Source organism: Salinicoccus halitifaciens (assembly GCF_021026095.1).
Lineage (GTDB): Bacteria > Bacillota > Bacilli > Staphylococcales > Salinicoccaceae > Lacicoccus > Lacicoccus halitifaciens.
The window spans coordinates 158789-185624 of the sequence record NZ_JAJNCU010000002.1 but is presented as its reverse complement, the minus strand read 5'-3'; the positions used below and the strand labels follow the sequence as shown (position 1 = coordinate 185624).

Annotated in this window: 27 protein-coding genes; 7 read left to right on the top strand and 20 right to left on the bottom strand. The window is 51.7% G+C overall.

Going from position 1 to position 26836, the window contains the following annotated elements; all coding sequences use genetic code 11:
* Positions 1 to 25: 25 nt before the first annotated feature.
* The 3 genes from gatB to gatC are packed head-to-tail and all read right to left on the bottom strand — an operon-like array spanning position 26 to position 3233.
* On the bottom strand, positions 26 to 1456 hold the full coding sequence (gene gatB / locus LPW40_RS05565) for an Asp-tRNA(Asn)/Glu-tRNA(Gln) amidotransferase subunit GatB (RefSeq protein ID WP_230821237.1): 1431 nt from the start codon (positions 1454 to 1456) through the stop codon (positions 26 to 28).
* Positions 1456 to 2931, bottom strand: coding sequence for an Asp-tRNA(Asn)/Glu-tRNA(Gln) amidotransferase subunit GatA (gene gatA, locus LPW40_RS05560; RefSeq protein WP_230821236.1), 1476 nt, complete (start codon positions 2929 to 2931; stop codon positions 1456 to 1458). Before gatA ends, gatB begins: the two co-directional genes overlap by 1 nt.
* A gap of 11 nt (positions 2932 to 2942) precedes the next feature.
* On the bottom strand, positions 2943 to 3233 hold the full coding sequence (gatC, locus tag LPW40_RS05555; RefSeq protein WP_097040066.1) for an Asp-tRNA(Asn)/Glu-tRNA(Gln) amidotransferase subunit GatC: 291 nt from the start codon (positions 3231 to 3233) through the stop codon (positions 2943 to 2945).
* Between the two features lie 290 nt (positions 3234 to 3523).
* Here gatC and putP point away from each other — a divergent pair, with 290 nt between their 5' ends.
* Positions 3524 to 5083: a sodium/proline symporter PutP gene (gene putP / locus LPW40_RS05550; protein ID WP_230821235.1), complete on the top strand. Its 1560-nt coding sequence runs from the start codon at positions 3524 to 3526 to the stop codon at positions 5081 to 5083.
* A gap of 128 nt (positions 5084 to 5211) precedes the next feature.
* On the opposite strand, the gene LPW40_RS05545 is transcribed toward putP, so the two are convergent.
* The 10 genes from LPW40_RS05545 to LPW40_RS05500 form a co-directional block, all read right to left on the bottom strand.
* Positions 5212 to 6411: a CamS family sex pheromone protein gene (locus tag LPW40_RS05545; protein ID WP_230821234.1), complete on the bottom strand. Its 1200-nt coding sequence runs from the start codon at positions 6409 to 6411 to the stop codon at positions 5212 to 5214.
* Between the two features lie 2 nt (positions 6412 to 6413).
* On the bottom strand, positions 6414 to 8384 hold the full coding sequence (gene ligA / locus LPW40_RS05540; protein WP_230821233.1) for an NAD-dependent DNA ligase LigA: 1971 nt from the start codon (positions 8382 to 8384) through the stop codon (positions 6414 to 6416).
* 7 nt (positions 8385 to 8391) lie between these two features.
* Positions 8392 to 10569 carry a DNA helicase PcrA gene (gene pcrA / locus LPW40_RS05535; RefSeq protein WP_230821232.1) on the bottom strand — a complete coding sequence of 726 codons (2178 nt, stop codon included), beginning with the start codon at positions 10567 to 10569 and terminating at the stop codon, positions 8392 to 8394.
* Between the two features lie 15 nt (positions 10570 to 10584).
* A complete protein-coding gene (pcrB, locus tag LPW40_RS05530; protein WP_230821231.1) occupies positions 10585 to 11253 on the bottom strand; it encodes a heptaprenylglyceryl phosphate synthase in 669 nt (222 codons plus the stop codon).
* 129 nt (positions 11254 to 11382) lie between these two features.
* Positions 11383 to 12063, bottom strand: coding sequence for a M15 family metallopeptidase (locus LPW40_RS05525; RefSeq protein WP_230821230.1), 681 nt, complete (start codon positions 12061 to 12063; stop codon positions 11383 to 11385).
* A 19-nt stretch (positions 12064 to 12082) separates the two neighbouring features.
* A complete protein-coding gene (gene purB / locus LPW40_RS05520) occupies positions 12083 to 13378 on the bottom strand; it encodes an adenylosuccinate lyase (RefSeq protein ID WP_230821229.1) in 1296 nt (431 codons plus the stop codon).
* Between the two features lie 281 nt (positions 13379 to 13659).
* A complete protein-coding gene (locus LPW40_RS05515) occupies positions 13660 to 13851 on the bottom strand; it encodes an NETI motif-containing protein (protein WP_230821228.1) in 192 nt (63 codons plus the stop codon).
* Positions 13805 to 14464: a DUF2179 domain-containing protein gene (locus tag LPW40_RS05510; RefSeq protein ID WP_230821430.1), complete on the bottom strand. Its 660-nt coding sequence runs from the start codon at positions 14462 to 14464 to the stop codon at positions 13805 to 13807. The genes LPW40_RS05515 and LPW40_RS05510 overlap by 47 nt, the downstream gene beginning before the upstream one ends.
* Positions 14465 to 14493: 29 nt before the next feature.
* Entirely contained in the window at positions 14494 to 15321 is an 828-nt protein-coding gene (nadE, locus tag LPW40_RS05505) for an ammonia-dependent NAD(+) synthetase (protein ID WP_230821227.1), read from the bottom strand.
* Between the two features lie 4 nt (positions 15322 to 15325).
* Positions 15326 to 16777 (bottom strand): nicotinate phosphoribosyltransferase, encoded by a 1452-nt coding sequence (locus LPW40_RS05500; RefSeq protein ID WP_230821226.1) that lies wholly within the window; start codon positions 16775 to 16777, stop codon positions 15326 to 15328.
* Positions 16778 to 16880: 103 nt separating this feature from the next.
* On the opposite strand from LPW40_RS05500, the gene LPW40_RS05495 reads away from it, so the two are divergent.
* The 3 genes from LPW40_RS05495 to LPW40_RS05485 are packed head-to-tail and all read left to right on the top strand — an operon-like array spanning position 16881 to position 19600.
* Entirely contained in the window at positions 16881 to 18065 is a 1185-nt protein-coding gene (locus tag LPW40_RS05495; protein ID WP_230821225.1) for an MFS transporter, read from the top strand.
* Between the two features lie 4 nt (positions 18066 to 18069).
* A complete protein-coding gene (locus LPW40_RS05490) occupies positions 18070 to 18621 on the top strand; it encodes a cysteine hydrolase family protein (protein ID WP_230821224.1) in 552 nt (183 codons plus the stop codon).
* 55 nt (positions 18622 to 18676) lie between these two features.
* Positions 18677 to 19600, top strand: a complete 924-nt coding sequence (locus tag LPW40_RS05485) for a manganese-dependent inorganic pyrophosphatase (protein ID WP_413775994.1) — start codon at positions 18677 to 18679, stop codon at positions 19598 to 19600.
* 871 nt (positions 19601 to 20471) lie between these two features.
* Here the strand turns inward: LPW40_RS05485 and LPW40_RS05480 are convergent.
* Positions 20472 to 20756, bottom strand: coding sequence for an alpha-amylase (locus tag LPW40_RS05480; RefSeq protein WP_230821222.1), 285 nt, complete (start codon positions 20754 to 20756; stop codon positions 20472 to 20474).
* 139 nt (positions 20757 to 20895) lie between these two features.
* On the opposite strand from LPW40_RS05480, the gene LPW40_RS05475 reads away from it, so the two are divergent.
* Complete coding sequence (locus tag LPW40_RS05475) at positions 20896 to 21273, top strand: YolD-like family protein (RefSeq protein WP_230821221.1); 378 nt, start codon at positions 20896 to 20898, stop codon at positions 21271 to 21273.
* On the opposite strand, the gene LPW40_RS05470 is transcribed toward LPW40_RS05475, so the two are convergent.
* Complete coding sequence (locus tag LPW40_RS05470; RefSeq protein WP_230821220.1) at positions 21268 to 22149, bottom strand: bifunctional 5,10-methylenetetrahydrofolate dehydrogenase/5,10-methenyltetrahydrofolate cyclohydrolase; 882 nt, start codon at positions 22147 to 22149, stop codon at positions 21268 to 21270. The two genes, LPW40_RS05475 and LPW40_RS05470, sit on opposite strands and share 6 nt — an antisense overlap.
* Positions 22150 to 22314: 165 nt before the next feature.
* The gene (gene rpmG, locus LPW40_RS05465) at positions 22315 to 22464 is read right to left on the bottom strand and encodes a 50S ribosomal protein L33 (protein WP_097040102.1); all 150 of its coding nucleotides are present in this window, start codon (positions 22462 to 22464) and stop codon (positions 22315 to 22317) included.
* 253 nt (positions 22465 to 22717) lie between these two features.
* On the opposite strand from rpmG, the gene LPW40_RS05460 reads away from it, so the two are divergent.
* The gene (locus LPW40_RS05460) at positions 22718 to 23767 is read left to right on the top strand and encodes a metal ABC transporter solute-binding protein, Zn/Mn family (RefSeq protein WP_230821219.1); all 1050 of its coding nucleotides are present in this window, start codon (positions 22718 to 22720) and stop codon (positions 23765 to 23767) included.
* 326 nt (positions 23768 to 24093) lie between these two features.
* Here the strand turns inward: LPW40_RS05460 and LPW40_RS05455 are convergent, their stop codons facing one another.
* The gene (locus LPW40_RS05455; RefSeq protein WP_097040106.1) at positions 24094 to 24276 is read right to left on the bottom strand and encodes a hypothetical protein; all 183 of its coding nucleotides are present in this window, start codon (positions 24274 to 24276) and stop codon (positions 24094 to 24096) included.
* Positions 24277 to 24430: 154 nt separating this feature from the next.
* Positions 24431 to 24829 carry a secondary thiamine-phosphate synthase enzyme YjbQ gene (locus LPW40_RS05450; RefSeq protein ID WP_230821218.1) on the bottom strand — a complete coding sequence of 133 codons (399 nt, stop codon included), beginning with the start codon at positions 24827 to 24829 and terminating at the stop codon, positions 24431 to 24433.
* A gap of 72 nt (positions 24830 to 24901) precedes the next feature.
* Between LPW40_RS05450 and LPW40_RS05445 the strand changes: the two genes are divergently transcribed.
* Positions 24902 to 25315 (top strand): DUF2188 domain-containing protein, encoded by a 414-nt coding sequence (locus LPW40_RS05445; protein WP_230821217.1) that lies wholly within the window; start codon positions 24902 to 24904, stop codon positions 25313 to 25315.
* A 27-nt stretch (positions 25316 to 25342) separates the two neighbouring features.
* Here LPW40_RS05445 and LPW40_RS05440 read toward each other — a convergent pair whose 3' ends face one another.
* Positions 25343 to 26407 carry an NAD/NADP-dependent octopine/nopaline dehydrogenase family protein gene (locus tag LPW40_RS05440; protein WP_230821216.1) on the bottom strand — a complete coding sequence of 355 codons (1065 nt, stop codon included), beginning with the start codon at positions 26405 to 26407 and terminating at the stop codon, positions 25343 to 25345.
* Positions 26408 to 26821: a (deoxy)nucleoside triphosphate pyrophosphohydrolase gene (locus LPW40_RS05435; protein WP_230821215.1), complete on the bottom strand. Its 414-nt coding sequence runs from the start codon at positions 26819 to 26821 to the stop codon at positions 26408 to 26410.
* Between the last annotated feature and the right edge of the window lie 15 nt (positions 26822 to 26836).

The following is a 26836-nucleotide window of genomic DNA, read 5'->3' as shown; positions in this document are numbered from 1 at the left end:
ACATGGTGAGTTTGTCCCAAATATATTATCTCTTATTCATTTCTTCAACTAAAATCTGGTTGACCATCTTAGGGTTCGCCTGTCCTTTGGACTTCTTCATGACCTGGCCGACGAGGAAGCCGACTGCACGGTCCTTGCCGTTCTTGAAGTCTTCGATCGACTGAGGATTTGCATCCAGCACTTCTGTAATCATTTCTGTCAGAACCGCAGGATCCGAAATTTGCTCCATGCCGAGCTCCTTGACGACGGATTTTGCTTCTCCGCCCTTTTCGATGAGGACTGTGAACACTTTTTTGGCCTGCTTGCTTGAAATCGTGCCGTCTTCGATCAGTGCGATCATCTCAGTCAGATTTTTCGGTGTGAGCGCAATCTCGGAAAGCTCCACCTGGTTTTTATTGAGGTATTCACTGACCCCGCCCATCAGCCAGTTGGAAGCAAGCTTCGCATCCGCGCCGTGGGATTCCACCATCTCATTGAAGAAGTCGGAAGTCTCCTTCCTTAATGTGAGGATTTCTGCATCGTATTCAGGCAGCTTGTACTCCTCGACATATCTTTTCTTCAGGGCATCCGGCAGTTCAGGAATCGTCTGTCTGATGCTTTCTTTCCATTCTTCATCGATATGGATGTCGACGAGATCCGGTTCAGGGAAGTAACGGTAGTCATCCGAACCTTCCTTGACGCGCATGAGGATCGTCTTGCCCGTCTTTTCGTCATAACGGCGCGTTTCCTGTTCTATCTCGCCGCCCTGCAGGAGCGTCTTCTCCTGACGGATCTCCTCATGCTCGAGCCCTTTCCTCACGAAGTTGAATGAGTTCAGGTTCTTGAGCTCCGCTTTCGTGCCGAACTCTTCCTGGCCGTATGGACGCAGGGAGATGTTCGCATCACATCTTAGGGAGCCTTCCTCCATCTTCACATCGGACACACCCGTGTACTGGATGATCGCCTTCAGTTTCTCGAGGTATTTATACGCTTCTTCAGGCGAGCGGATGTCCGGCTCGGAGACGATCTCGACAAGCGGCGTCCCCTGCCTGTTGAGGTCCACAAGGGAATAGTCATCCTTATGTGTGGATTTGCCTGCATCCTCTTCAAGGTGAAGGCGCGTGATGCCGATCCTTCTCGTCTCACCGTCAATTTCTATGTCTATATGCCCGTTTTCACCGATCGGCTTATCGAACTGCGAAATCTGGTAGGCGGTCGGGTTATCCGGATAGAAATAGTTTTTACGGTCGAATTTCGTCACGTCCGCAATATCCATGTTCAAAGCCATCGCAGCTTTCATCGCATAGTTGATTGCTTCCTTGTTCGGCACCGGAAGCGTGCCCGGGTAGCCGAGGTCGACGACGCTCAGGCTGGAGTTTGGTTCCTGGCCGTAATGAGCCGGTGCATCTGAAAACATCTTGCTGTTTGTTTTCAATTCGACGTGGACTTCGAGTCCGATCACTGTCTCAAAATGCATTATCTCAGCTCCTTTTGAATTTCTTTTAATTCTTCATGCAGGTTGAACTTCTCTTCGAACTTGAACGCTGCATTGTAGAGTTCGGCCTCCGAAAAATGTTTTCCGGTGATCTGCAGGCCGATCGGCCTGTTTTTGGAATTGAGGCCGCATGGGATGGAGATTGCCGGCATACCCGTCAGGTTCGCAGGAATCGTCAAAATATCATCCTTGTACATCTGCAGTTTATCGTCGATTTTTTCCCCGATATCATAAGCTGCACTCGTCGTCGTCGGACCGATGATCATATCATAATCTTCAAGGATCCTCTCCATGTCCGCTTCGATGATTGTACGGAGTTTTTGTGCACGGATGTAATACTGGTCGTAATGCCCCGCACTGAGGACGAACGTGCCGAGCAGTATGCGGCGCTTCACTTCTTCCCCGAAACCTTCGGCACGGGTCTTCTTGTAGAGTTCTTCCAGCGTCTCAGCACCTTCCGCCCTGTGGCCGAAACGGATGCCGTCGAAGCGTGCGAGGTTCGAGCTTGCTTCACTGGATGCAATCAGATAATATGCTGCAACGACATATTTGATGTCGGAGAACGAGACGCGCTCAACCGTCGCACCGAGGTCTTCAAAGACTTTTGCGGCCTTTTTGACGGCCTCTCTGACTTCCTCGTCGACGCCTTCATCGACATATTCATCCGGCAGTGCAATTTTCTTGCCTGTCAGGTCCGCGTCGATGTTTTTCAGGAAATCAGCCTCGACGTCCGGCATGCTTGTCGCGTCCTTGTTGTTCGATCCTGAAATCAGGTTCAGTATTTTTGCATTGTCGCGTACATTCCTCGTGATCGGCCCGATCTGGTCAAGGCTTGAGGCGAACGCCACCAAACCGTAGCGGGATACACGGCCGTATGTCGGCTTCATGCCGACGACGCCGCAGAATGATGCAGGCTGTCTGACTGAACCGCCCGTGTCGGATCCGAGTGAGAACGGGACGAGTCCCGCTGCCACGGCAGCTGCTGAACCGCCTGAAGAGCCGCCAGGCACGGCGTCCGTATCCCATGGGTTGCGTACGATTTTGAAATAGGAGTTTTCGTTGGAACCGCCCATCGCAAATTCATCCATGTTGTTTTTGCCCATCAGGACCGGTGATTCTGCGTTCAGCTTCTCCATCACCGTCGCATCATATACCGGACGGAAATCTTCAAGCATGCGGCTTGCGCATGTCGTGAGCACATCTTTGGTCACGATGTTGTCCTTGATGCCCATCGGGATTCCGAACAGTTCCCCGTCCATCTTACCTTCGGCCTGCAGTTCATCGAGCCGCCCGGCTTCCTTCATGGCGTCTTCCTTATTTATGAAGAGGAAAGACCCGAGTGTTTCATCGATTTTATCGATATCTTCAAATAAAGCGCCCACGACTTCTGAAGGCTTCAATTCTTTTTGTTGAATTTTATCGTAGAGTTCTTCTACTGTCAGTTCATATATATTCACGGTCTGCCTCCTTACAGCATTTTAGGTACTTTGAATTGTCCATCTTCTGTGGATTTTGAATTGCTTAAAGCTTCTTCCTGGGTGAGCGGCGTTTTCGCTTCGTCCTCACGCATCACGTTGGTGAGATCCACTGCATGGAACATCGGTTCAGTATCAGACAGCTGAACGTCCTCCAGCTGCTTTGCATAATTGAGGATTTCATCCAGTTCCTCAGTGAATTCCTGTGTCTTTTGTTCATCCTGAAGATCGATCCTTGCAAGGTTTGCAACGTGCTTTACGACATCGCTGGTAATTTCAGACATAGTAACCCTCCCATTTTTTTAACAACATTTAAATTTTACCAAATATCATGGTAAAAATCTAATCAATATCCATATTGATGATACACCGCTCAAATTATTTACATTATTCCCTTTATTCAAAAAATTGATTGTATTCTTAACCTAAATAATGTAAACTTATTTGTGTATCTTTACACGCAATAAAACCCTATGCCGGCAAGGTTCGGTACAATTTACTTTGATTGTGTAAATGGATCGTTTGTTGCAATGGGAAATCCGTTTATGTATGGTAATCATCAGGAGGCGAGAAAATGATTTTGAATTCAATGAATGGTTTCACATTCACTGCAGGATGGATTGAAGTGGTCATGATACTTCTCTATTTTGTATTACTGATTTCCATAGGTGTTTATGCCTATAAGCAGTCCACATCCAATATGGATGAATATACACTGGGCGGCAGGAGCCTCGGTCCCTGGGTAACCGCATTATCAGCAGGGGCATCGGATATGTCCGGATGGATGCTGATGGGTCTGCCCGGCGATATGTACAGTGTCGGCTTATCCAGTGCATGGATCGGTATCGGTCTCACAATCGGTGCATATGTCAACTACTGGGTGGTTGCACCAAGACTGCGTGTATACTCTGAAGTTGCGAGCAACTCGATCACGATTCCAGACTTTCTGGAGAACCGTTTCAAAGACAATAATCATATCTTGAAAATCGTTGCTGGTCTTGTCATCGTCATCTTCTTTGCGGTCTATACCGCAAGCGGGATGGTATCGGGCGGCAAGCTTGCAGAGAACGCATTCAACATCCCTTACCACTGGGGCCTTATCATCACTGCGGGCATCGTGGTGTTCTACACTTTCCTCGGCGGTTATCTGGCCGTGAGCCTGACCGACCTGTTCCAGGGTGTCATCATGATCATCGCGATCGTGCTCATCCCGATCGTCACATGGTTTTATTTGACAGGGAACGGGGTCGAGCCTTTCGTCACGATAGACCAGCTCGGAGCTGCAGCCGATATCGATTACTTATCTCTGGTGACCGGGGTATCCGCCGTCACCATACTGAGTAACCTCGCATGGGGGCTCGGTTACTTTGGACAGCCGCACATCATCGTGCGCTTCATGTCCATCAGAACACATAAACTGCTGCCGGCGGCACGCCGCATCGGCATCACATGGATGGTCGTCGGTCTGATCGGTGTATCACTGACAGGTCTTCTCGGCCTCGCATTCATCGAACAGACGCAGCATGCGATTGAAGATCCGGAGACGATCCTGATCCTCATGAGCCAGGTGCTCTTCCATCCGATCATCGGCGGGTTCTTCCTCGCGGCAATACTGTCGGCGATCATGAGTACCATTTCATCACAGCTGCTCGTGACGTCAAGTTCACTTGTACAGGACTTCTACAGGCTCGTCCGTAAGAAAGTCATCAACAAAGAAACGAAGACGGATAAACAGCTGGATAAGATGTACGTGGCTGCGAGCCGCCTTTCGGTCATCCTCGTGTCGCTCGTTGCGATCATCATCGCATGGGATGATGAATCCGTCATCCTGGACATCGTCGCCAACGCCTGGGCAGGCTTCGGTGCCGCCTTCGGTCCGGCCATACTTCTTGCGCTCCACTGGAGAGGCATGAACAGGAACGGTGCAGTGGCCGCAATCGTCACAGGTGCCGCGACCGTCATCATCTGGATCATCGCAGATGGCTTCGGAACGGGATTATATGAAATCATCCCGGGCTTCATCCTTGCACTGATTGCAGGTGTCGTGGTGAGTAAGATCGCCACACCGACAGATGAGAAGGAAGCTGCAATGAAAGCTGAATTTGATGAAACGGAACGCATCCTTAAAAACTGATAATGGATTCTGGAAAGGGTCGGGACTGATGTCCCGGCCTTTTCTTATTATGGAGTGCGAATTTTTATTGAAGAGCACTCCAGCGGAAATAAAAACCCGCCGGTACATTGACCGGCGGGTGCTTTTCATCATTCATAGATGTGTGTATTGATTTCGTCGTTTTCATTTTTCGTGATCAAAGCGTACGTTTCGCTCTTGTCTGCAATGGAGACTTCCACGGCAGAGCCTGAGAAGTGGTCGCCGAGCAGATTCTGGACGTATTGTGCGAGCCCGATGATTTCACCGTGGCTGGTGTACTCGACCGGAATCTCGATCGCCAGCGTCTGAAGCGAGCCGTCGATGAACCTGCCGTAACCGACAGATGTGGTGAAGCTGTCGAAGTAGGCGCCCAGGTTGCGGTTGAAGACTTCGTAGTCATTGTTGATCTGTTCATTGAATTCGGCACCTTCGGATGAAGGGAAGAGGACATAGTCCTCATTCACTTCCGTGAAAGAGGAAAGCTCGTCCTCCCCGCCTTCAGCCACGGCATAGGAAACGAAGTTCCCCGGGGTGATGGCGGTGTCATCGGACTGAATGAATATCGCAAAGGTGATGGTCTGGTCGCTGTAGCGTTCATTCGCCCTCAGCCTGTCGAGTATTTCATTCGCCATCGCCTGGCCCTGTTCATGCACTTCATCTTCATCGAGGCTCCGGGAATAGGTCGTGCCGTACTCCTCGGTCTGGTAATAATGTGTGCTGTTCATCGCAAGGCCGATCGTGATGCCGTCAAGGGTCATGTTCCCTTCCTCATCACGGAGCAGATAGTTCTGCTCGAGTATATGCGATAAGTACAGCGGTGCCTCCTCCGCAATCACTTCCGGGTCTTCCTCCCCTTCAGTTGACGGATTCAGCCCGAGGTTGCTGAAGGCGTTGCTCTCGGCGAGCTCTTCTTCAGACATTTCCTCGATTTCCTCACGTGTATACCGGCGGTTCAAAAAGCCCCTCACCATGTCTTCTGTGAATATCTGCCCTTCGCGGAAGACGTACTCATCGGTCGGGAACACGTTCCTGCTGATGTCGAACAGGCCCTTTTCAAATGCTTCAATATTGTAGCTCGAGACCATGTTCGTGCTCGTCAGCCCCCTCGACGGGGAAATCTCATAAGGGATGACGGTCTGGTAATAATCCAAGGCGCTGCTCTGGGTGACCGTCTCCTCACGATCGGCGGCCGGGCTCGTTGTGGAGACGTTGTCCTCCTCCACCGGCGCCCCTTCCCCTTCCGGCACCGGTGCCGCATTGCAGCCGGCAAGCAGGATGACCATGAATAAAACTATCGATTTAAATTTCATAATTATTGCTCCATCTTTTCAATAAATTCATCCTCATCCCATATCGTGATATCCAATGACTGCGCTTTTTCAAGCTTGCTTCCGGCATCCTCGCCCGCCACGACGACATCCGTGTTCTTCGACACGCTGCCTGTCACTTTGCCGCCGGCATTCTCGACGAGCGCCTTGGCCTCATTGCGCGTGAGCCGGCTGAGTTTGCCGGTCAGGACGAATGTCATGCCTTCGAAAGTCGTGTGCTCCGGCACGGTGACTTCCTCCGTGAGGTTCACACCGTATTCCTTCAGTTTCCCGATCAGTCTTTGGAAATCCGGATTATGTGTATACGTCACAATGGATTTTGCGATTTTTTCCCCGATTTCCGGAATCTCGATGAAGTCCTCTTCTTCCTTCGCAAGTATCGTATCGATGTCCTTGAATTCCTCCGCGATGAGGCGGGACGCTTTGGCACCGAGGAAACGGATGCCGAGGCCGAACAGCACTTTACTCAAGTCGTTGTCCTTGGATGCTTCGATTGCGTTCAGCAGGTTCGTGACCTTCTTATCCCCCATGCGTTCAAGTTCGATCAAATCATCATATTTCAGATTGTACAGGTCGCTGACATCATGGATCAGGCCTGCATCATACAGCTGTTTGACGACTTTTTCGCCGAGGCCGTCGATGTTCATCGCACCCCTCGAGACGAAGTGGATGATGCCCTCGACAAGCTGTGCCGGACACGCCGGGTTGATGCAGCGGATGGCGACTTCCTCTTCGAGCTTCACGGTTTCATGGCCGCAGCTCGGGCAGTTCGTCGGTGCACGGTAGACTTCCTGGTCCGTCCGCTCCTCCATGATGACGCGGACGACTTCCGGGATGATGTCCCCCGCCTTCCTGATGACGACTTTATCATTGATGCGGATGTCCCGCTCCTCAATCAGTTCATGGTTGTGGAGCGAAGCCCTTGCGACGGTCGTGCCTGCGACTTTGACCGGTGTCAGTATCGCCGTCGGCGTGATCACCCCCGTGCGTCCGACAGTGAGTTCGATATCCAGAATCTCCGTTACGACTTCTTCGGCCGGGAATTTATAAGCGACGGCCCATCGCGGGGATTTGACCGTATAGCCGAGCTGTTCCTGCGTCTCAAGATCATTCACTTTGATGACGATGCCGTCGATGTCGTAATCGAGGTCCGCCCGGTGCGTCGTCCAGTATTCGATGTACTCGATGACTTCATCGATGCTTCGGACGAGCCTGCGCTCTTTATTCGTCCTGAAACCGAGGTCATCCAATATATCGAGCGCCTCTCCTTGAGTCGTGGCCTCGATCTGGGCGAGGTCGTTGACGCTGTACAGGAAGATGGAGAGGTTGCGCTCGGCTGCAAGCTTCGAATCGAGCTGCCTGAGGGAGCCGGCTGCGGCGTTCCTCGGATTCTGGAACAGCGCTTCGCCGCGTGCCTCCTTCGCTTCGTTCAGGCGCTGGAAGGAGCGCTTCGGCATGTAGGCTTCACCGCGCGCCTCGAATGACATCGGTTCTTTCAAAGTGAGCGGCACGGCCTTGATTGTGCGGAGATTCGATGTGATGTCTTCACCGATCGTCCCGTCGCCGCGCGTTGCACCCTGGACGAATACACCGTCCACATACTTGAGCGAGACGGCAAGGCCGTCGATCTTCAGCTCGCATACATATTCGACGTCACCGACACTGTCGCGCACCCGTTTATCGAATGCACGCAGGTCTTCTTCGTTGAATGCATTGCCTAGGCTCAGCATCGGCGTGTCGTGCGCCACTTTTTCAAAGCGGTCGAGCACTTCGCCGCCCACCCTCACCGTCGGCGAGGCGGCCGTCCTGAACTCGGGGTGCTGTTCTTCAAGCTCGATCAATTCATGGAGCAGTTTATCATATTCACTGTCCGGAATCGTCGGTGCGTCCAGTACATGATATTCATAATTGTAGCGGTTCAGCCGCTCCTGCAATGATTTTATCTTCTCTTCCATGAATCATCTACTCCTTCTTTTCAAGCGGGGCGAAATTCGCAAGCAGGCGCTTCGGCCCTTCTTTTGTGAAAATGATGTCGAGCTCCTTCGAATCGCCCTCTCCCTTGATGTTGGAAATGATGCCGTCGCCGAACTTCTTATGGGCGACCTTGTCGCCGACCTTGAACGTCACACCGCTGTTGTCCGTAAGCACCGTGGGCGTCCTGCGGTGGGCGCGGCCGCTCTTTTGGAACGGACTTTTCGATTTCGACGAATCGATTTCCACGACTTCACCGTCGACCAGTTCGGCCGGGATTTCATTCAGGAACCGGCTCTGCACGTTGCTCTCCGTCTTGCCGTAGATCATGCGCGAATCCGCCCGGGAGAGGATCAGCTGGTCTTCAGCACGTGTCAGTGCAACGTACATCAGACGCCTTTCCTCCTCAAGCTCATCCTCGTCATACATCACCCGCTGCGACGGGAAGATGCCCTCTTCGAGTCCGACGACGAAGACCACCTTGAATTCGAGGCCCTTTGATGCATGCATCGTCATCAGCGTGACACCGCTGTCCGCCTCCACACTGTCCTGGTCGGAGACGAGCGCCATATCGCTCAGGAAGTTGAATAAAAGATCATCGGAAATCTCGTTTTCGTTGTCGAACTCCCGCGTCACCGTCTTGAATTCCTCAAGGTTCTCGATACGGCTCCTCGACTCCAGGGTATCCTCTTTTTCAAGTGCATCGATATAACCCGTATCTTCCAGCACTTCATCGACGAGCTCGGTGATCGACATGTACTTCGATTTCTCCTTTAAGTTCTGCAGCATCTCGTCGAGTTTCACGAGCGTCACCACCGCACTTTTCGGGATGCCCACGAAGTCCGCCTGCATGACCGCTTCGTACATGCTGATGCCGTTCATGCTGCCGTATGCCAGGAGCTTTTCGACCGTCTTCTGGCCGATGCCCCGCTTCGGCGTGTTGATGATCCTCTCAAAGCTGATGTCATCATGCGGGTTCTGGATCACTTTAAGGTAGCTCATCAGATCCTTGATCTCCATGCGGCTGTAGAACTTCATGCCGCCGACCATCTTGTAGGGTATGCTCCCCTTGACGAAGGCGTCCTCGATTGCACGGGACTGCGAGTTCGCCCGGTAGAGCACCGCCATGTCACTGTAGGAATATTCCTTCGAGAGCTCCATCACCTGACGCAGCACTTCCTGGCCTTCCGCACGCTCGGAATCGGCAAGGATGGTCTTGATCTTTTTGCCGCCCTTCCGTTCCGTGCGCAGGTTCTTCGGCTTCCTTGAAGTGTTGTTGCCGATCACGGCATTCGCCGCATCAAGTATAGTTTCAGTCGAGCGGTAGTTCTGCTCGAGCAGGATCACCTTCGCATCCGGATAGTCATCTTCGAAGTTGAGTATGTTTTCAATGTTTGCACCGCGGAACTTATAGATTGACTGGTCCGAATCGCCGACGACGCAGATGTTGCGGTATTTGCCTGAAAGGAGGTTCACGAGCTCATACTGCGCATGGTTCGTATCCTGGTATTCATCGACATGGATGTACTGGAAACGGTTCTGATAGTAGTCGAGCACAGCCGGCTCCTTTTTGAACAGTTCGATCGTCAGCATGATCAAATCGTCGAAATCGAGCGAGCTGTTGCGGTACAGTATCTCCTGGTAGTCTTTGTAGATCTCGCTGTAGAGTCCGTCGGTGAAGCCCGCCGCTTCCGAAATCGCGGTCTTCCCATCGATCAGCTCGTTCTTCTTGTCCGATATGTAGGATAAGACCTTCCTCGGATGGTGCTGCTTCGTATCGATGTTCCGATTCTTCAGTATGCCTTTGATGACCGAGTTCTGATCCGTCGGATCCAGGATCGAAAAGCTGTTCTCGTAGCCCAGGTAGTTGATGTCGCGCCGCAAAATACGCACGCACATCGAGTGGAATGTCGAAATCCAGATGCGTTCCGCCTTTTCCGGATCCGGTATCAGTTTATGGACCCGCTCCTTCATCTCGCGGGCCGCTTTGTTCGTGAAGGTGATGGCGAGCACGTTGTACGGCGGCACGCCCTTCTCGGCGAGCAGGTATGCGATGCGGTGTGTAAGGACGCGGGTCTTTCCGCTCCCCGCACCGGCCATGATCAAAAGCGGCCCTTCCGTATGCTTGATCGCCTGTCTTTGTTCTTTATTCATCAAGGATAAATCCATTTTAAAAACCCCAATTTAATTAATGATTGTACGCAGTGCTTTCTTCACGTCATCATGTATGACATTGCCGGCCACGATCGTGTCTGCAAACTGTGCCATCTCGAGGGCCTGTTCCTTCGAGGTGATGCCCCCGCCGTAGATGACGTGCGTGTTTTCGGCATGCCGCTTGACGGTCTCCATCACTTCCGGATCGCCGTACATGCCGCTGTATTCGATGTATAGATATTCCGTCTTGTAGAGCTTGTCGATCATATCGACATAATGCGGCAGCATCTCCATCGTCACCGGCTCCGCCTCCGCCTTTTTGAAGGCCTTGCAGTCCTCGTTCATGATGAGATACGGCAGAAGCGACATCTCGCTGTAGTCGATCAGATGGCTGTACTCTTCAAGCGCTTCAAGCATCAGACCGTGCTGCCATTTGATGTCCGTCGTATTGAAGACGGCCGGGATGAAATAATGGTCGAACCCGGGCATGACCGCATCCTTATCCGTCACTTCCAGCGCGACCGGCTTGGAGAAGCGCCTCACCCTGGATAACGCATTCAGGACGTTGTCCTCGGTGACGTTGTCCGTGCCGCCGACCAGGATCATGTCCGTCTTGGATTCGGCGATCATTTCAAGAGCCTCATCCGTAATTTCCCTGGCAGGATCGAGTTTGAATATGTGTCTGGCATTCTTCAACATTTTAAAAACTCCCAATAAATTTCATAAAAATATTATATCATTTTCAGAGGCATCTTTTTAATGATTATGTGTGAAATGAACGTTTTATGTAAAAACGCCATGATAAGCCGGGCTCATCATGACGGTCTGTTAATCTATACCGAGGTATTCCTCGAGGACGAGGTCCTCTTCATATATTTCAGTGGCAGCTTCCTCGCCGACATACCGGATATGCCACGGTTCATAACCGAGACCCGTGATGTTTTCCTTGCCTTCCTGGTAGCGCACGATGAAGCCGTACTCATGCGCAACATCCTTCATCCAGTCATAATCCGGCGTATCACCGAAATCCACCGCCGCGTTCGATGCGCTCTCGACAGAGCCGATATCGACCGCAAGTCCCGACTGGTGCTCGGAGTGTCCCGGCGGCAGGGCGATCTGGTCCGCCTCCTCCTCACCGAGACGTCCGGCGAGGTCGGCATAGACCGCTTCCTGATCCTGATAGGAACGGAAGCCGCTCACGATGGTGAGGTTGTAGCCTTCCGCCGCGGCATCCTGTATCAGCCGGGTATACGCATCGATGACTTCAGGTTCAAGCCCCGGATTGTAGTCCGGCGGGAGGCTGTATTCGCGGTTGACGATCAGGATGTCGTTGATGTATGTGACACCGTCGACCTCACTGAAGACCGGCACGGCATATTCGATCACATCGTATGTTTCAACGGTCTTCTCAAAATCCGAGAACGGCTCGTTTGACGGTTCGGGACCCCCGCAGCCTGCGAGGATTGCGAGCAGCGTAATGATTAAAAATGTACGAGTTGTAAATCTCACATCCACACCTCTTTTTATTTTACTCTAGGCCTGCACGTCTGAAGATGACATCGACCCGCTGCAGGTGATGGTTTTCATCGAATAAACCCTCGATCTCGTCATGACTCAGCACATCCGTGATCCGTTTGTCCGAGAGTATCAATTCCTTGAACGGCTGACGCGTCTCCCACGATTCCATCGCCTTCGGCTGTACGAGGTCGTACGCCGCCTCACGGGCGAGGCCCTTGTCGATCAGCGTCAGCATGACGCGCTGGGAGTAGACGAGGCCGAACGTCTTATCGATGTTTGCCTTCATGTTGTCTTCGAACACCGTAAGGTTTTTGATGAGGTTCGTGAAGCGGTTCAGGATGTAATTGAGCGCGATAGTCACATCCGGCAGCATGACGCGTTCAGCGGATGAATGGGAGATATCCCGTTCATGCCAGAGCGGTACGTTTTCGTAAGCCGTCGATACATAGCCGCGGATGACACGCGCAAGCCCCGTGACATTCTCGCTGCCGATCGGATTCCTCTTGTGCGGCATCGCGCTGGAACCTTTCTGGCCTTTGCCGAAAGCCTCTTCGACTTCCCTCGTCTCGGTCTTCTGAAGGCCGCGTATCTCGACTGCGAACTTCTCGATCGAAGTCGCAATCAGTGCAAGCACGCTGATGTAATGGGCATGGCGGTCACGCTGAAGCGTCTGTGTGGAGACTTCGGCATAGCCCAGGCCGAGGTTTTCACATACATATTCCTCCACTTCAGGCGGGATGTTTGCGAACGTGCCGACCGCACCGCTCATCTTGCCCACTTCGATCTCTTCGCGCACCGCCCTGAAGCGCTTCAGGTTACGCTTCATTTCCATATACCAGAGGGCGAGCTTGATGCCGAATGTCGTCGGCTCGGCATGCACACCGTGCGTCCGCCCCATCATCAGAGTTGTCTTATGCTCTTTGGCACGCTCCCCGAGCACTTCGATGAAGCGTTCGAGGTCAGCCTCGATGATCTCGTTCGCCTGCTTGATCATATAGCTCTGCGCCGTGTCCACGACATCCGTCGACGTGAGGCCGTAATGCACCCACTTCTTTTCCTCACCGAGCGTCTCCGACACCTGTCTTGTGAACGCCACGACATCATGCCGCGTCTCCACTTCTATTTCAAGGATCCGGTCCACATCAATCTTTGCATTCGGCCTTATATTCTTCACTTCATCCTTCGGGATGATGCCAAGCTCCGCCCATGCCTCAGCCGCCAGTATCTCGACCTCCAGCCAGGCTTTGTATTTGTTCTCATCCGTCCAGATGGCACCCATTTCATCTCTCGTATAACGTGAAATCATAACTGCTCGCTCCTTTAATCATTATCTCTGCCATTATAACAGATAATGATTATTTTCCGTATGGTCGTGAGGCGATTTCGTCAGTGTCTGCTCATTCAGGCCTGATTTTCGTGATGAGTAAGCAGTTTTTATTCCTGCCTGCTCATTCAGAAGCAATTTCCATACCGAGTAAGCAGATTTCCTCCCTGCCTGCTCATTCAGCGGCATTTTCCGCAACGAATAAGCAGGCCCTCCTTCATATAAAATAAAAGAAGCCGGGACAGCGTCCCGACCTCTTCCTGTTATTCCATTCTCCTGCCCTCGAACTGTATCTCCTGATGGCTGACGACGGGTCTGCCGCCTTCTTCCCTGAACACCGGCACCTCGAACCGTCTGACCGGGGTGTAGCCCTCTTCTTTCATACGTGCGAGGCAGTCCTGGATGGTTTCATTCTTTTCGACTTTGAACTTCTTCTTTTTTTGCGGTTTCGCCATTTGCCTCAACAGCTTCCTCTTCATAGATTTCTTCCAAAATTTCTTCGACGTCTTCCGGTTCGTAGTCCGCAACTTTGCGGCTGCTCACCTTCTTCGTCCAGAATCCGCCGTGAATCGTCTTCGGCTCGTAGGCGATGATGAACGCGTGGTCATCAAGCTCCTTGATCGTCTCGATCAGCTTTCGCTGAAATCGCCTCGGCGTCAGGATCTGCATTGTCGTACGCTCCCCGTCACGACCGTACTGCGTGCCGTGGGTCACACCGTAGCCGAGGCTCCTCAAATGCTCCGGCAGGTCCCTGTCGCGCTGGCCGGTCGTGACGTTGACGACCATATAACCGAGTGCGAGCTTCTCCTCGATGTAGAGCCCGAGCAGTATGCCGACACCGAAGCCGAGCGCGTACGCTATGACGTTGACCGGCTGGTCGAGGTTGTCGAGCACGAGCCCGAGTCCGATGACGTAGACGAACGTCTCCATGATACTTAAAAATGCCGCCAAATAACGGTAGCCCTTGGTGAGGGCCACCGTGCGCAGCGTCAGAAAACTGACATAAACGATGTTGATGGTGAAAATGACGAGCACCATCAATATTGCACTTTCGGAAATCATCTCCAGCATCTTACATTTCCCTTCCGGTTCTTAAGTTAGTCTATAGGTTTATGGTAGCGGTTATATGGAAGGACGCGTTTGTGTTCCGTCTTCTCATACCAGGTGATGATCGTCTCATAATCCTCATCGCTCACTTCCCTGCCTTCCAGGAAGTCGTCGATGGCATTATAAGTGACGCCGAGCGCTTCTTCGTCGCTCAGCATCGGACGGTCACTCTCAAGGTCCGCCGTCGGTATCTTTTCATAAAGGTGGCGCGGGGCCCCCAGATGTCTCAGTATCTCTTTGCCCTGACGCTTGTTCAGGCCGACGAGCGGTGCGATGTCGCATGCGCCGTCACCATGCTTCGTATAGAAGCCGGTGATCGCTTCTGCCGCATGGTCGGTGCCGAGCACAAGCCCGTCCGTCGCCGCGGCGACCGCATACTGCGCCTTCATCCGTTCGCGCGCCTTCTCGTTGCCCTTGACGAAGTCATTGATTTCATAGCCTGCTTCGTTCAGTGCATCAACGCTCGCATCGACCGATGCTTTGATGTTGATCTTCCTGACCTCCGTCGGGTTGATGAACTCGACCGCATCGAGCGCATCCTGCTTGTCCTGCTGCTCGCCGTAAGGGAGGTTCAATGCATGGAACGCATATTTGTCCGTGTCCCCCTCTTCGTTCAGTTCATCCACCGCCATCTGTGCAAGCTTGCCGAGCAGTGAGGAATCCTGTCCGCCGGATATTCCGAGCACAAGGGACTTCAGGAAAAGGTGGTCTTTCAAATACCCTTTTATGAAATCTATGATTTCCCTTGCTTCTTCCTCCGGTGAAATCTCACTCTTCACATGTAATTTTTTGATGATTTCTTCCTGACGTGGTCTCATATTATCACTCCAGTTTTTTATTGCTTGCGTCCTCAATCAGATCCTGTTTGATCTGCCACAGCTCCCGGGATAAGTCGACCGGATATTCCTCCGGATTCAGGAAACGCTTATACTCTTCCCATAAAGTGGACAAGTTGTAATCAAGGCGCTCCCTTATCTCTTCCACCGTATTAGATTTGTAAACCAGTTCACCGTCAATAAAGATCTCCTTCAGAAGATCCACCGCTTCGAATGAATGCACGAGCTTCCGCTTGATCGTATGCACCGGATGGAACATGAGGAGCGGCTTCCCGGTGTCGACTTCTTCTTCGTAATGCGTGATGTATTCACCTTCGCTCATGCCGGTCTGCTTGTTGATGATGCGGTAGACGTTCTTCTTCGCCGGCGTGGTCACCTTCTCGACATTGCCGGAGATCTTGATCCGGCTCTCAAGCGCGCCCGCTTCATTCTCCACCGCGACGAGCTTATAGACTGCACCGAGTGCAGGCTGGTCGTAAGCTGTGATCAGCTTGGTACCTATGCCCCAGCTGTCGACTTTCGCACCCTGCGACTGCAGCGAGAGTATCGTCACTTCATCGAGGTCGTTCGAGACGATGATCTTCGCATCATGGAAGCCCGCCTCATCCAGCATCACGCGCGCCTTCTTGGATAAGTAGGCGATGTCCCCGGAATCGAGGCGGATGCCGATGAAGTTGATCTTATCACCCATCTCGCGGGCCACCTTGATCGCATTCGGCACACCCGAGCGCAGCGTGTCGAAAGTATCGACTAAGAAGACGCAGTCCCTGTGCGTCGTGGCATATGCCTTGAATGCCTCATAATCATCGCCGTATGCCTGCACCATCGCATGGGCATGCGTGCCGCTCGGCGGCAGGTTGAAGAGCTTCGCCGCCCGGACGTTGCTCGTGCCGTCGAAGCCGCCGATGACCGCCGCCCTTGCGCCCCATATCGCCGCATCGAATTCATGGGCGCGCCTTGAACCGAATTCCATCAATGTATCATCCGGGGCGATCTGCCTGATGCGGCTCGCTTTCGTCGCGATGAGCGTCTGGTAGTTGACGATGTTCAAAAGTGCCGTTTCAATGAGCTGCGCTTCGGCAAGCGGTGCCTCCACCTGCACAAGCGGCATATTGTTGAAGACGACCTGGCCCTCCTCCACCGCACGTATATTCCCGGTGAACCTGAGGTCTTCAAGATATGTGAGAAAGTCTTCATTGTAGCCGAGCGACCGCAGATATTCCAGATCCGAGTCCGTGAACCGGAGGTTCGAAATGAAGTCGATGATCCTTTCAAGTCCCGCAAAAACGGCGTAACCGTTTTCAAAAGGCATACTTCTGAAATAAAGATCAAAAATTGCTGTCCGTTCATGCATCCCTTTATTATAATAGACTTCAGTCATATTAATCTGGTACAAATCCGTATGGAGCATAAAGCTGTCATCTTCATATTGATACATAATTTCCGTCCTTCCTGTAAATGTGTGGCATCGGTTATAATTCAATCACCACCATTTTACCACAGGACCGGCGGGATATAACAATCAAACATCGGAGGTTTTCATGGACTCAACCGGGTTTAAACGTAAATTCATCATACTGTCCATCATCGTCTGCATTTCCGGGTTTTCACAGGGCCTGCTGCTCCCGCTGATCTCCTTCATATTCGAGGACCGCGGCGTATCCCCGACCTTGAGCGGACTGCATGCCTCCGGCCTCTACATCGGCGTCTTCGTCTCCGCGCTGTTCATCGAGGCGCCGCTCAGGAAATACGGCTATATGCCGATGATCATCATCGGCGGCGCCACCGTCGGGATCTCGTTGTTTTTATTCCCGGCGTTCGAGAGCATATGGTTCTGGTTCGTCCTCCGGCTCATCGTCGGGGTCGCGGACAACGTCCTCCATTTCAGCACGCAGACGTGGCTGATCCAGTCGACGCCGCCGAAACAGATGGGCAAGATCATCGCGTTCTACGGCCTGTTCTTCTCCTTCGGCTTCATGATCGGGCCGAAAGTTTCAGAGCTCGTCGTCTTCAATGAAGCACTGCCGTTCATCGTCTCAGGTGTCCTTACGATGATCGCCTGGCCGCTGATCTTCCTGCTGCCGGATGCCCCGGGCGCGAAACCCGTGGATTCCGGCGTACCGAGCAGTTTCTTCAACACTTTGAAGAACTTCAAGGCCGTCATCATCACGAGCTGGGCGTGTTTCCTGATGCCCATGCTCTTTGGGATCTTCGAGGGCTCGCTGAATACCAACTTCCCGGTGTTCGCTTTAAGGAACGATTTTGAAATTTCGCAGGTCACGTGGATCCTCCCGATGTTCTCCTTCGGGGCGATACTACTGCAGGTGCCGATCGGAGCCCTCGGCGACAAGGTCGGGCGCGCCCGGCTGATCAGCGTGCTGCTCCTCCTCGGTGCCGCCACATTTCTCCTGATGGAGGTATACGCGGCGTCGTTCTGGCTGCTGATGGTTTTATTCGTGCTCGCAGGGATCTTCGTCGGCTCCATGTACTCGCTCGGCATCAGTTATATGGCGGATATGACGCCGTCGTACAACCTCCCTGCCGGGAACCTGATCGCGGGCATGGCCTTCTCCGTCGGCAGCATACTCGGGCCGGTGATCGGCGGTGCCGTCATCACGGGCACTGCCGGAAATGTGTACTTTTCGTTCTTCGTCGTTGCGATTCTGATCGTATTTCTTCTGAATATGGTGTATATTGTCACTAAACGAGATTATGTAAAGGGATGATAAAATGAACAAGGCATTACTCGTAATCGACTACTCGTATGATTTCGTCGCACCCGACGGAAAGCTTACAGCCGGGGAACCGGCGATGGCGATTGAAGGAAATATCGCCGGACGGATCGATGCAGCCGTCCGGGACGGGGAGTTTGTGTTCTTCATGATGGACCTGCATTTCGAAAATGACACATACCATCCGGAGTACAAGCTCTTCCCGCCGCATAACATCGACGGCACGCCGGGGCGCGAGCTGTACGGGGAAGTTTTGGAGAAGTACCGCGAAATCGAATCACAGGAAAATGTGTTTTTCCTCGATAAGACGCGCTACAGCGCCTTCTCGGGCACAAGGCTCCATCAGCTGCTGCAGGAGCGCCGGGTCGATACGGTCGTCCTCACCGGTGTTGTGACGGACATATGCATCATGCACACCGCGGTCGATGCGTACAATCTCGGCTATGACATCATCGTGCCTGAATCGTGCGTCGCCTCCTTCAACCCGGAAGCACACACCGAGTCACTCAAGCATTTCCAAAATTCCCTCGGTGCCGTCATCGAACCGTAGCACGTGCGCACTTCAAATGTTAAAATAAAAATATCATACTTTAAAAAGGAGTTTCATAATGGCTGTTAAAATTTTTGGACATCAGAATCCCGATACGGATACAATCACCTCTGCGATTGTACTCGCAGATATTGAAACTAAACTCGGCAACGAAGCCGTCGCGACGCGCCTCGGCGAAGTCGGCCCCGAGACACAGTACGCACTCGACCACTTCGGCGTCGGGGCACCGGAACTGATCGAAGGCGTCGGTGAAGGTGACGACGTCATCCTTGTCGACCACAACGAATTCCAGCAGTCCGCTGAAAACATCGGACAGGCGAATATCCTGAAAGTCGTCGACCATCACCGCATCGCAAATTTCCAGACGGAATCCCCGCTCTTCTACAGGGCTGAGCCCGTCGGATGCACGGCGACGATCCTTCATAAGATGTACAAGGAGAATGACTTCGAAATCAGCCGTGAAATGGCCGGACTGATGTTGTCGGCGATCATTTCCGATACGCTTTTATTCAAATCGCCGACGACGACCGATGAAGACATCGCGGCAGCGCGTGCGCTCCAGGAGATCGCCGGCGTCGACCCCGACGAATACGGCATTGAGATGCTGAAGGCAGGCGCTTCAACGAAGGACAAATCCGCCGAATCACTCGTCACGGCCGATGCGAAAACTTTCGACATGGGACCGAAGACGACACGCATCGCACAGATCAACGTCGTCGATGTGGATGAAGTGCTCGACCGTAAACCGGAAATCACCGAGGCCATCCAAAAAGAGATCGAGAAGGAAAATTATGACCTGTTCGTCCTCGTCATCACGAACATCCTCGAATCCAATTCGACGGTCATCGCCCTCGGCTCCGATGCAGGCATCGTCGAGCAGGCATTCGACGTCTCCCTCGATGAAGACACCGCGCTTCTTGAAGGCGTCGTCTCCCGTAAAAAACAAGTCGTGCCGAACATCACGAAGGCACTGGGATAAATAAAGATCTCCAAATGTTGAAGACCGGATGGAACTGCGTTTGCAGTTCCGGCCGGTCTTTATTTTTGATGTTTTATGGCGGTTGCCGGTGTTGCGGCGCGCGGGTTTCGCAACTTTGCGGTGTCTTCCTGGCCAACGTAGCGGGTTCACACCTGATTTCGCAACTTTGCGTTGTCTTCCCGGTCAAAGTTGCGTTTCCGCACCCTGTTTTCGCAACCTTCAGATGGATTCTGCATCAACGTTGCGATTCTACACCCCGATTTCGCAACCTTGCGGTGTCTCCCTGGCCAACGTTGCGATTTCACACCCTGATTTCGCAACCTTGCGGTGTCCCCCTGGCCAACGTTGCGATTCTACACCCTGATTTCGCAACCTTGCGGTGTCTCCCTGGCCAACGTTGCGATTCTACACCCTGATTTCGCAACCTTGCGGTGTCTCCCTGGCCAACGTTGCGATTTCACACCCTGATTTCGCAACCTTGCGGTGTCCCCCTGGCCAACGTTGCGATTCTACACCCCGATTTCGCAACCTTGCGGTGTCTCCCTGGCCAACATTGCGATTTCACACCCTGATTTCGCAACCTTGCGGTGTCTCCCTGGCCAACGTTGCGATTCTGCACCCCGGTTTTGCAACCTTGTGCTGTATTCCGGGTCAGCGTTGCGATTCTGCACCCCGGTTTCCGCCACCTTCAGATGCATTCCGAGCAAACGTTGCGATTCCCAACCATCCCCATCCTCTGAAGACACAAAAAGGGACCGTGTCCGGTCCCTTTTCTGCATTGGAAGGCTATTTCCAAATAATAGTTGAAAGAATGAAAAAATGGTATGGCTCTAATATAACATCAATTATCAGAAAAGACAATATATTTCTATTAATCAAATATCTTACTCAAGATACTTGTTCTTCCTGCCTGCAGCCGCTCTTCCGAGCATTCTCCCAAAATTTCATATTCATAGTTTTCCACGGCGTTGCTGTAGGATACTTCATCTATGAAGTTGGTGAGCCCCGCGTCTTCAAAGCAGGCTGGGTGCACCATCACGCCGAGGGTGTGGTCGACGATCACCCTTTCGGTGTCGCTCGTCTCCGGTGCGATCGGCAGAGAAAGCACGAGGATCACCGCGGCCAGCAGTATCAGTATTACGATCAACTTCTTCATCCTGTCACCTTTTTTCTGATTGATAGGTTTATTTTAACATGGTTTTATAATCCGTGAATAAATTCCTCCCCTTGATTAATAGAACGTATGTTCGTATAATGTGGATAACAAATAGAACACTGAGAAAGAGGGAATTGTGATGGACTATCGTGATATGCCGAGAGAATCGCTGAATTCAAACATCCCCCAAGGCCGGGGCATGATCAAATGGGCCCCCTTCGCCACGATGCCGGAGCAATTTGAAAATGTCCGGAAGATGCAGGAGGATCAGGTGAAGATCAGCCGCCCCGAATTGTCCGACGACCGTCTGGAGGAGATCGACCGCACATTAAAAAACGCACTTGCCTTGAAAAGGCAGGTGCGCATTGAATATTACCATGACGGCTACAGGTTCCCCGTCGACTTGAAAGTCATCTCCGTCGATGTCTGGAGCATGATGGTTGTTGGTCAGAGGACTGACGATGAGGAGATGGTTTTTATTTCCTTCATCGATATATTGGATATCCTCATGTTATGACAATTGTTTTTCCAGGAACAGGACAGGCTCTTTCTGGTAGTCTGTCGCAAGCATCAGATGGTAGGCAAGCACAGTCGTCGTGATCGCACCGATGCCGCCCGGGACCGGGGTGATGAAGGAAGTCTTGTCCTTGACCGCTTCATAGTTCACATCGCCGACAAGTTTGCCTTCGTCATTGAAGTTGATGCCCACATCGACGACGACTGCACCCTCTTTGACGTGTTGCTCGTCGATCAGGTTCACAGCGCCTGCAGCGCTGATGATGATATCTGCATCTTTACACTTGGAGACAAGGTCATCCGTATACAGGTTGCATGTCGTCACGGTCGCTTCCTGGTTCATGAGCAGGATGGAGAGCGGCTTGCCGACGACTGCACTCGCACCGACGACTGTGACATTTTTACCTTTCAGCTCGATATCGTAGAATTTGAGCATTTCCATGACTGCTGCAGGTGTACACGGCTCAAGACGATTCTCTTCTTTGACGAGGAGTTTGCCCATGTTCTCAGGCGTCATGCCATCGATATCTTTGATCGGGTTCATGATTTCGACCACACGCTTCATGTCGATATGCTCCGGAACCGGCTGAAGCAGCAGAATGCCGTTGATATCGTAGTTTTCATTGATTTCCCTGAAACGGCTCAGGAAAGCTCTTGCCGAAACGTCTTCAGGAAATGAGAACCGCTCCGTCTCGATACCCAGCTTTTCAAAGCGCTTGACCGCCGCATTTTCATAGGAGATCGAATCGGATAGATCACCCACTCTGACGAAAGCGACTTTAGGCGTGATGCCGAGGCTGTGGGACTTCTCGACGACCTCTTTGATCTCTTCTGATAAATGAGCGGCGACTTTCTTACCATCCATTATTGTAGTCATTTTTTGTACTCCTTTTTTAATCGTAATTTTAAGTTGATTATAACATATATAGACATCATTCAAATCAAAAACGGCACGGCCGGGACAAACTGCGGCTCACCCGGCTTTATTCACAAAAAAAAGGCGCAAAGTCTAAATATTTAGACTTTGTACCTTTTAAAAACATTACTTCGTTTCACGGTGCAATGTGTATTTGTTTGTTCTTGGGCAATATTTGTTCATTTCAATACGCTCAGGATTGTTTCTTTTGTTTTTAGTTGTAATGTAGTTGCGGTCTCCGCATTCTGTACAAGCTAAAGTTACGTTTACTCTCATCAATATTCCCTCCTAAATAATATTCTTGAACATGAGGTCTGTGTACTAATCAACTGGCCAGTTGATCATCCGGCTTGCTGGATGACTCGTATATCTTCAAGACCTTCATTTTTAGTCACCCATCTATTCTACATGCTTATGTGTGATTTTTCAACTGATAATCACAATAAATTTATTAAATAAATATTGATTAATCGTAACCGTTACGATATACTTTAAAACGTAATGATTCTTATTTAAGGGAGACCTATAAATGACTCGGATAATAAAAATATTGATACCTGTAATGCTGCTCGCGCTCGCCGCCTGCAGCAATGAAAACAGCAGCGCCGAAGACGGCGGGACACTTGAAGTCTACACCACCGTCTTCCCGCTTAAAAGCTTCACCGAACAGATCGGCGGGGACACCGTCCAGGTCGAGACGATTTATCCAAAAGGCGTGGACATCCATACTTATGAGCCGACACAGCAGGATATGGTCGGCTTCGCCGAAGGAGACCTTTTCATCTACACGACAGATGAATTCGATCAGGTCGCAAACACCATCAAAAATGCCGTCGACGGCCATACTGAATTTCTGCCCGCTGCTGCAGACATCTCGGATGAAGAGTTGCTGGAGTACGATCATGACCATGAGCATGAGGAGCATGGACATGAGGAAGATGATGAACACGGCCATGAGGAGCATGAAGAGCACGGGCATGAAGAACATGAGGACCACGAAGAGCATGAGCACGAGGAACATGAGGACCATGGACATGAGGAACACCATCATGATCACGGGTCGACCGATCCCCACATCTGGCTGGACCCTGTATTTTCCCAGTCCATGGCAGAAGCGATCAAAGATAAGCTTATTGCCTTGAATCCTGAAGAAGCATCCATGTATGAAGAGAACTATGAAGCGCTCATCAGTGACCTGGAGGAAATTGATCAGGAACTGGCAGCGGTCACTGACGAAACTGCACGAGACACTGTCTACATTTCACATGAATCCATCGGTTATCTCGCTGACAGATACGGTTTTGAGCAGGCCGCCATCAACGGCCTGAACAATGAAGAACCGAGCCAGCAGGAATTGATGACCATTGTTGATGACATCGAATCCCACAATATAGATTATATTTTGTATGAGCAGAACATCACTTCCCGCATCACGGATACAATCCAGAACTCCACTGATACAGAGCCGCTGGAGTTCCACAACCTGGAAGTGCTGACGGCGGATGATCCGGATGATGCCACATACCAGTCGATCATGCGCGAGAACATCTCCGTACTGGAAAAAGCTTTGAATGAATGACAAAAGAGGCCTTAAGGCCTCTTTTTTGATGGAAATTCCTGGGCTCAGCGTCTTGGCCCGGATGGCGGGGATAGTACTCTGGGTTCTGTCTGGATTCCTCTTGCGATTCCAGATGGGGAAGCCGGCGCTCACACCTCCGTCCGGATTCCGTCTCACAATCCTGACGGCGACACCAGGCACCACACCTCTGTCCGGCGCCCAGGCTTCATCCCCGGACAGAGGCACCGGCGCCTGCATTTCCATCCGGCTCCGGCCGCGCCCCTCCCTGTCCCAACACCGCTCAAAATCCATACAAAAAAGGCCGGGGACACCCCGGCCTTCCCTGATTACTGGTTCAACTTCAATCCTTCGAGTCCTTCGCGCTTCAGCTGGTCGGTGAACTCCTTGATTTCGTCCACGTCTTTCTTCAGCAGGAACACGACGACGGCAACCACTATCGCCGTTGCTGCAAGGCCGACGATGAAGAGTTTGAACAGTACGCCGAGCAGTCCTTTGATCAATCCGAACATGATAAAACCTCCTGGTCATTAATATTGTGAAGACAGGAAAAAACTTATGGACAACCGTCCCAAATGCGGTTAAGATATAAACAGCTTCAATTACATAAGCATTTCCTAATATACCCCGCACTTCATTCCTAAGAAGTGTGGGCTTTTTTATACTCTACCCTTCCAGCACTTTGAAATAAACCTTTCTTGTCCTCGGTCCGTCAAATTCCGCAAAATAAAGACTCTGCCATGTGCCGTAGACGATTTCCCTGCCATGGACGATCAGCGTCTCGCTCGCCCCCGTCAGCGAAGATTTCATATGAGAATCCGAGTTACCTTCCGCATGCCGGTATTCTTTTTTATTATCGAACGTCTCCCCCATGCCGTACACGAGGTCCCGCGTCACATCCGGATCTGCATTTTCATTGATCGTGACCCCGGCAGTGGTATGCGGGGTGAATGCCGTGATGATGCCTTCCGTGATGCCGCTCTTCTCAAGAACTTCCAATGCCAGATGATCGATGTTGACGAATTCGTTGCGCTCGGCCGTTTCGACTTCATAAGTGAAAAACATATCGCAAGCCTCCATTAAAAGATTTCGATTCGGGTATAATGATACTAAAATCTTTAAAAGGAGTGTACTATCTTGGCTTACACAATGAATGACTATCCGGATTCCCTGAAAAACCTGGACCGGCTTGAACGCAGGAAGGCGATCGACATCATCAATGCGATGCTCGAGGAAGGCTATGATGAGAACCGGGCGATCCCGATCGGCACGGAGCAGGCACAGGAATGGTACAAGGACGCTTCCAAAGAAGACCTTAAAAAGCTTGAGAATAAAGACCTCCAGGACCATGACGACGACAACAGCCGCGGCCCGGAGCTCATCGACAACGACGTAGAAGTTTATTTCGAGGATGATGAATGGAAAGTGAAATCAGTCGGCGCAAAGCGGGCTTCTGCGACGTTCGACCGTAAGAAGGATGCCGAAAAGCGCGCAAAGGAAATCGCGGACAACCGCGGCACGAATGTGAAGGTCCATAATAAGAACGATTAAAAAAGCCGGCCCATGGGCCGGCTTTTCCTATACCTGTGCGTTCAGATCGCGTCCGGCGTCGAGGCCGAGGCGTTCCAGTGTCAGCGGATGATGGAAATACTTTTCATCCAGCATCAACCGTGTCAGATGGATGATCGAGTCGATCGTCGGCGTCTTCACCTTCACCGCTTCGGCGATGCTCTTCCAGAGCATGAGCCCGTTCGTGACATCTTCGACGATGTAGCGGTTCTCGAGTGACGACGGGCCGGGCAGGTCTTTCAATATCGGGCTTGTATTATACTGCTCCTGCAGCGACTCGCTTTCCCTGAAATATTTACTGCGCACGGAACGCTCGGCTTTACTGACCGCATCGAGTCCGAGCGCCCTGCATATGCCCTGGCGCTCCACGTCGATCTCCTCGATCACTTTAATCGTGTGTTCGGTCACGCCGTCCTTATACAAATAAAATTCATCGCCCCGGTTGTCGATGAACCCTGTGTTCAAAATCGCAGGCGCGGGATGGCTTTCCGGGTTCCCGTTGTTCAGTGCCGGCTCCATGATGTTTTTCGCCGGCACAAAGCAGTCATACAATTGATCCAGTTTTTCAAGCATCATCTTGGTATGCACAGCCGGGTATGCACTGAACAGGTTGTGATGGCTGTAAAGGATCACTTCCGCCTTGTTTTCCATATAGTCGTATCTTGCAGCATATGTGAGCGACATGGATTCGCCGACATACACTTCGAGTTCGGGTCTCGTTTCTTTGAGATAATTGTGGATCAGGATGCTGAACATCGAGCTCGCACCGTTGATGTAGATCATCTGCCCGTCTTCCAGATGCGGGCTGATCTCCTTGAAAATATCGAGCAGTGCGTTGGTCGGCAGGCATGTCATGATGACATCCGCACCGGCCACAGCGAGCTTCGGGTCCTGCGTATACTGCTGGAAGCGGACAAGCCGGCCTTTGAAGCCCACGTGCCCTTCCATTATGTTCGGGTGTGGATCCTTCAAAGCATTTTTCGAGTGGTACAAAGTCACTTCGTGCCCTTTTTCCGTCAAATCCGCCGCTGCTACAATGCCGCCGTTGCCTGCCCCTATTATCGAGACTTTCATTTACTTGATAGCTCCCTTTTGTGTTTGAATCATTTCTATTGCCGGTATATCCGCCGGTGCCCAGTCCAGGTCACCGATGTTTTCCCGGCTCATCCATTTCATGTCGACATGTTCCAAAAGTTTGATTTCTCCTGCAAGTAATTCCGCGTAATACGTCGTGAGCTCGACAATGCCGAAATCGTACTCGTGTATGGTTGTAGTTATTTTATCCAGCACATCGATCCGGCATTCCATCTCTTCTTCCAGTTCGCGTACAAGTGCCTCTGTCTCCGTTTCGCCGGTCTCCACCTTACCTCCGGGAAATTCCCATTTCAGCGCTAAATTTTTGTCTTCAGGCCGCTGGGCGCATAATATTTCATCATCGGAGTTCACGATGACCGCGCCGACGACCCTGATGTACTTTTTGTCTGCCATTGTTCATTCCCTTTT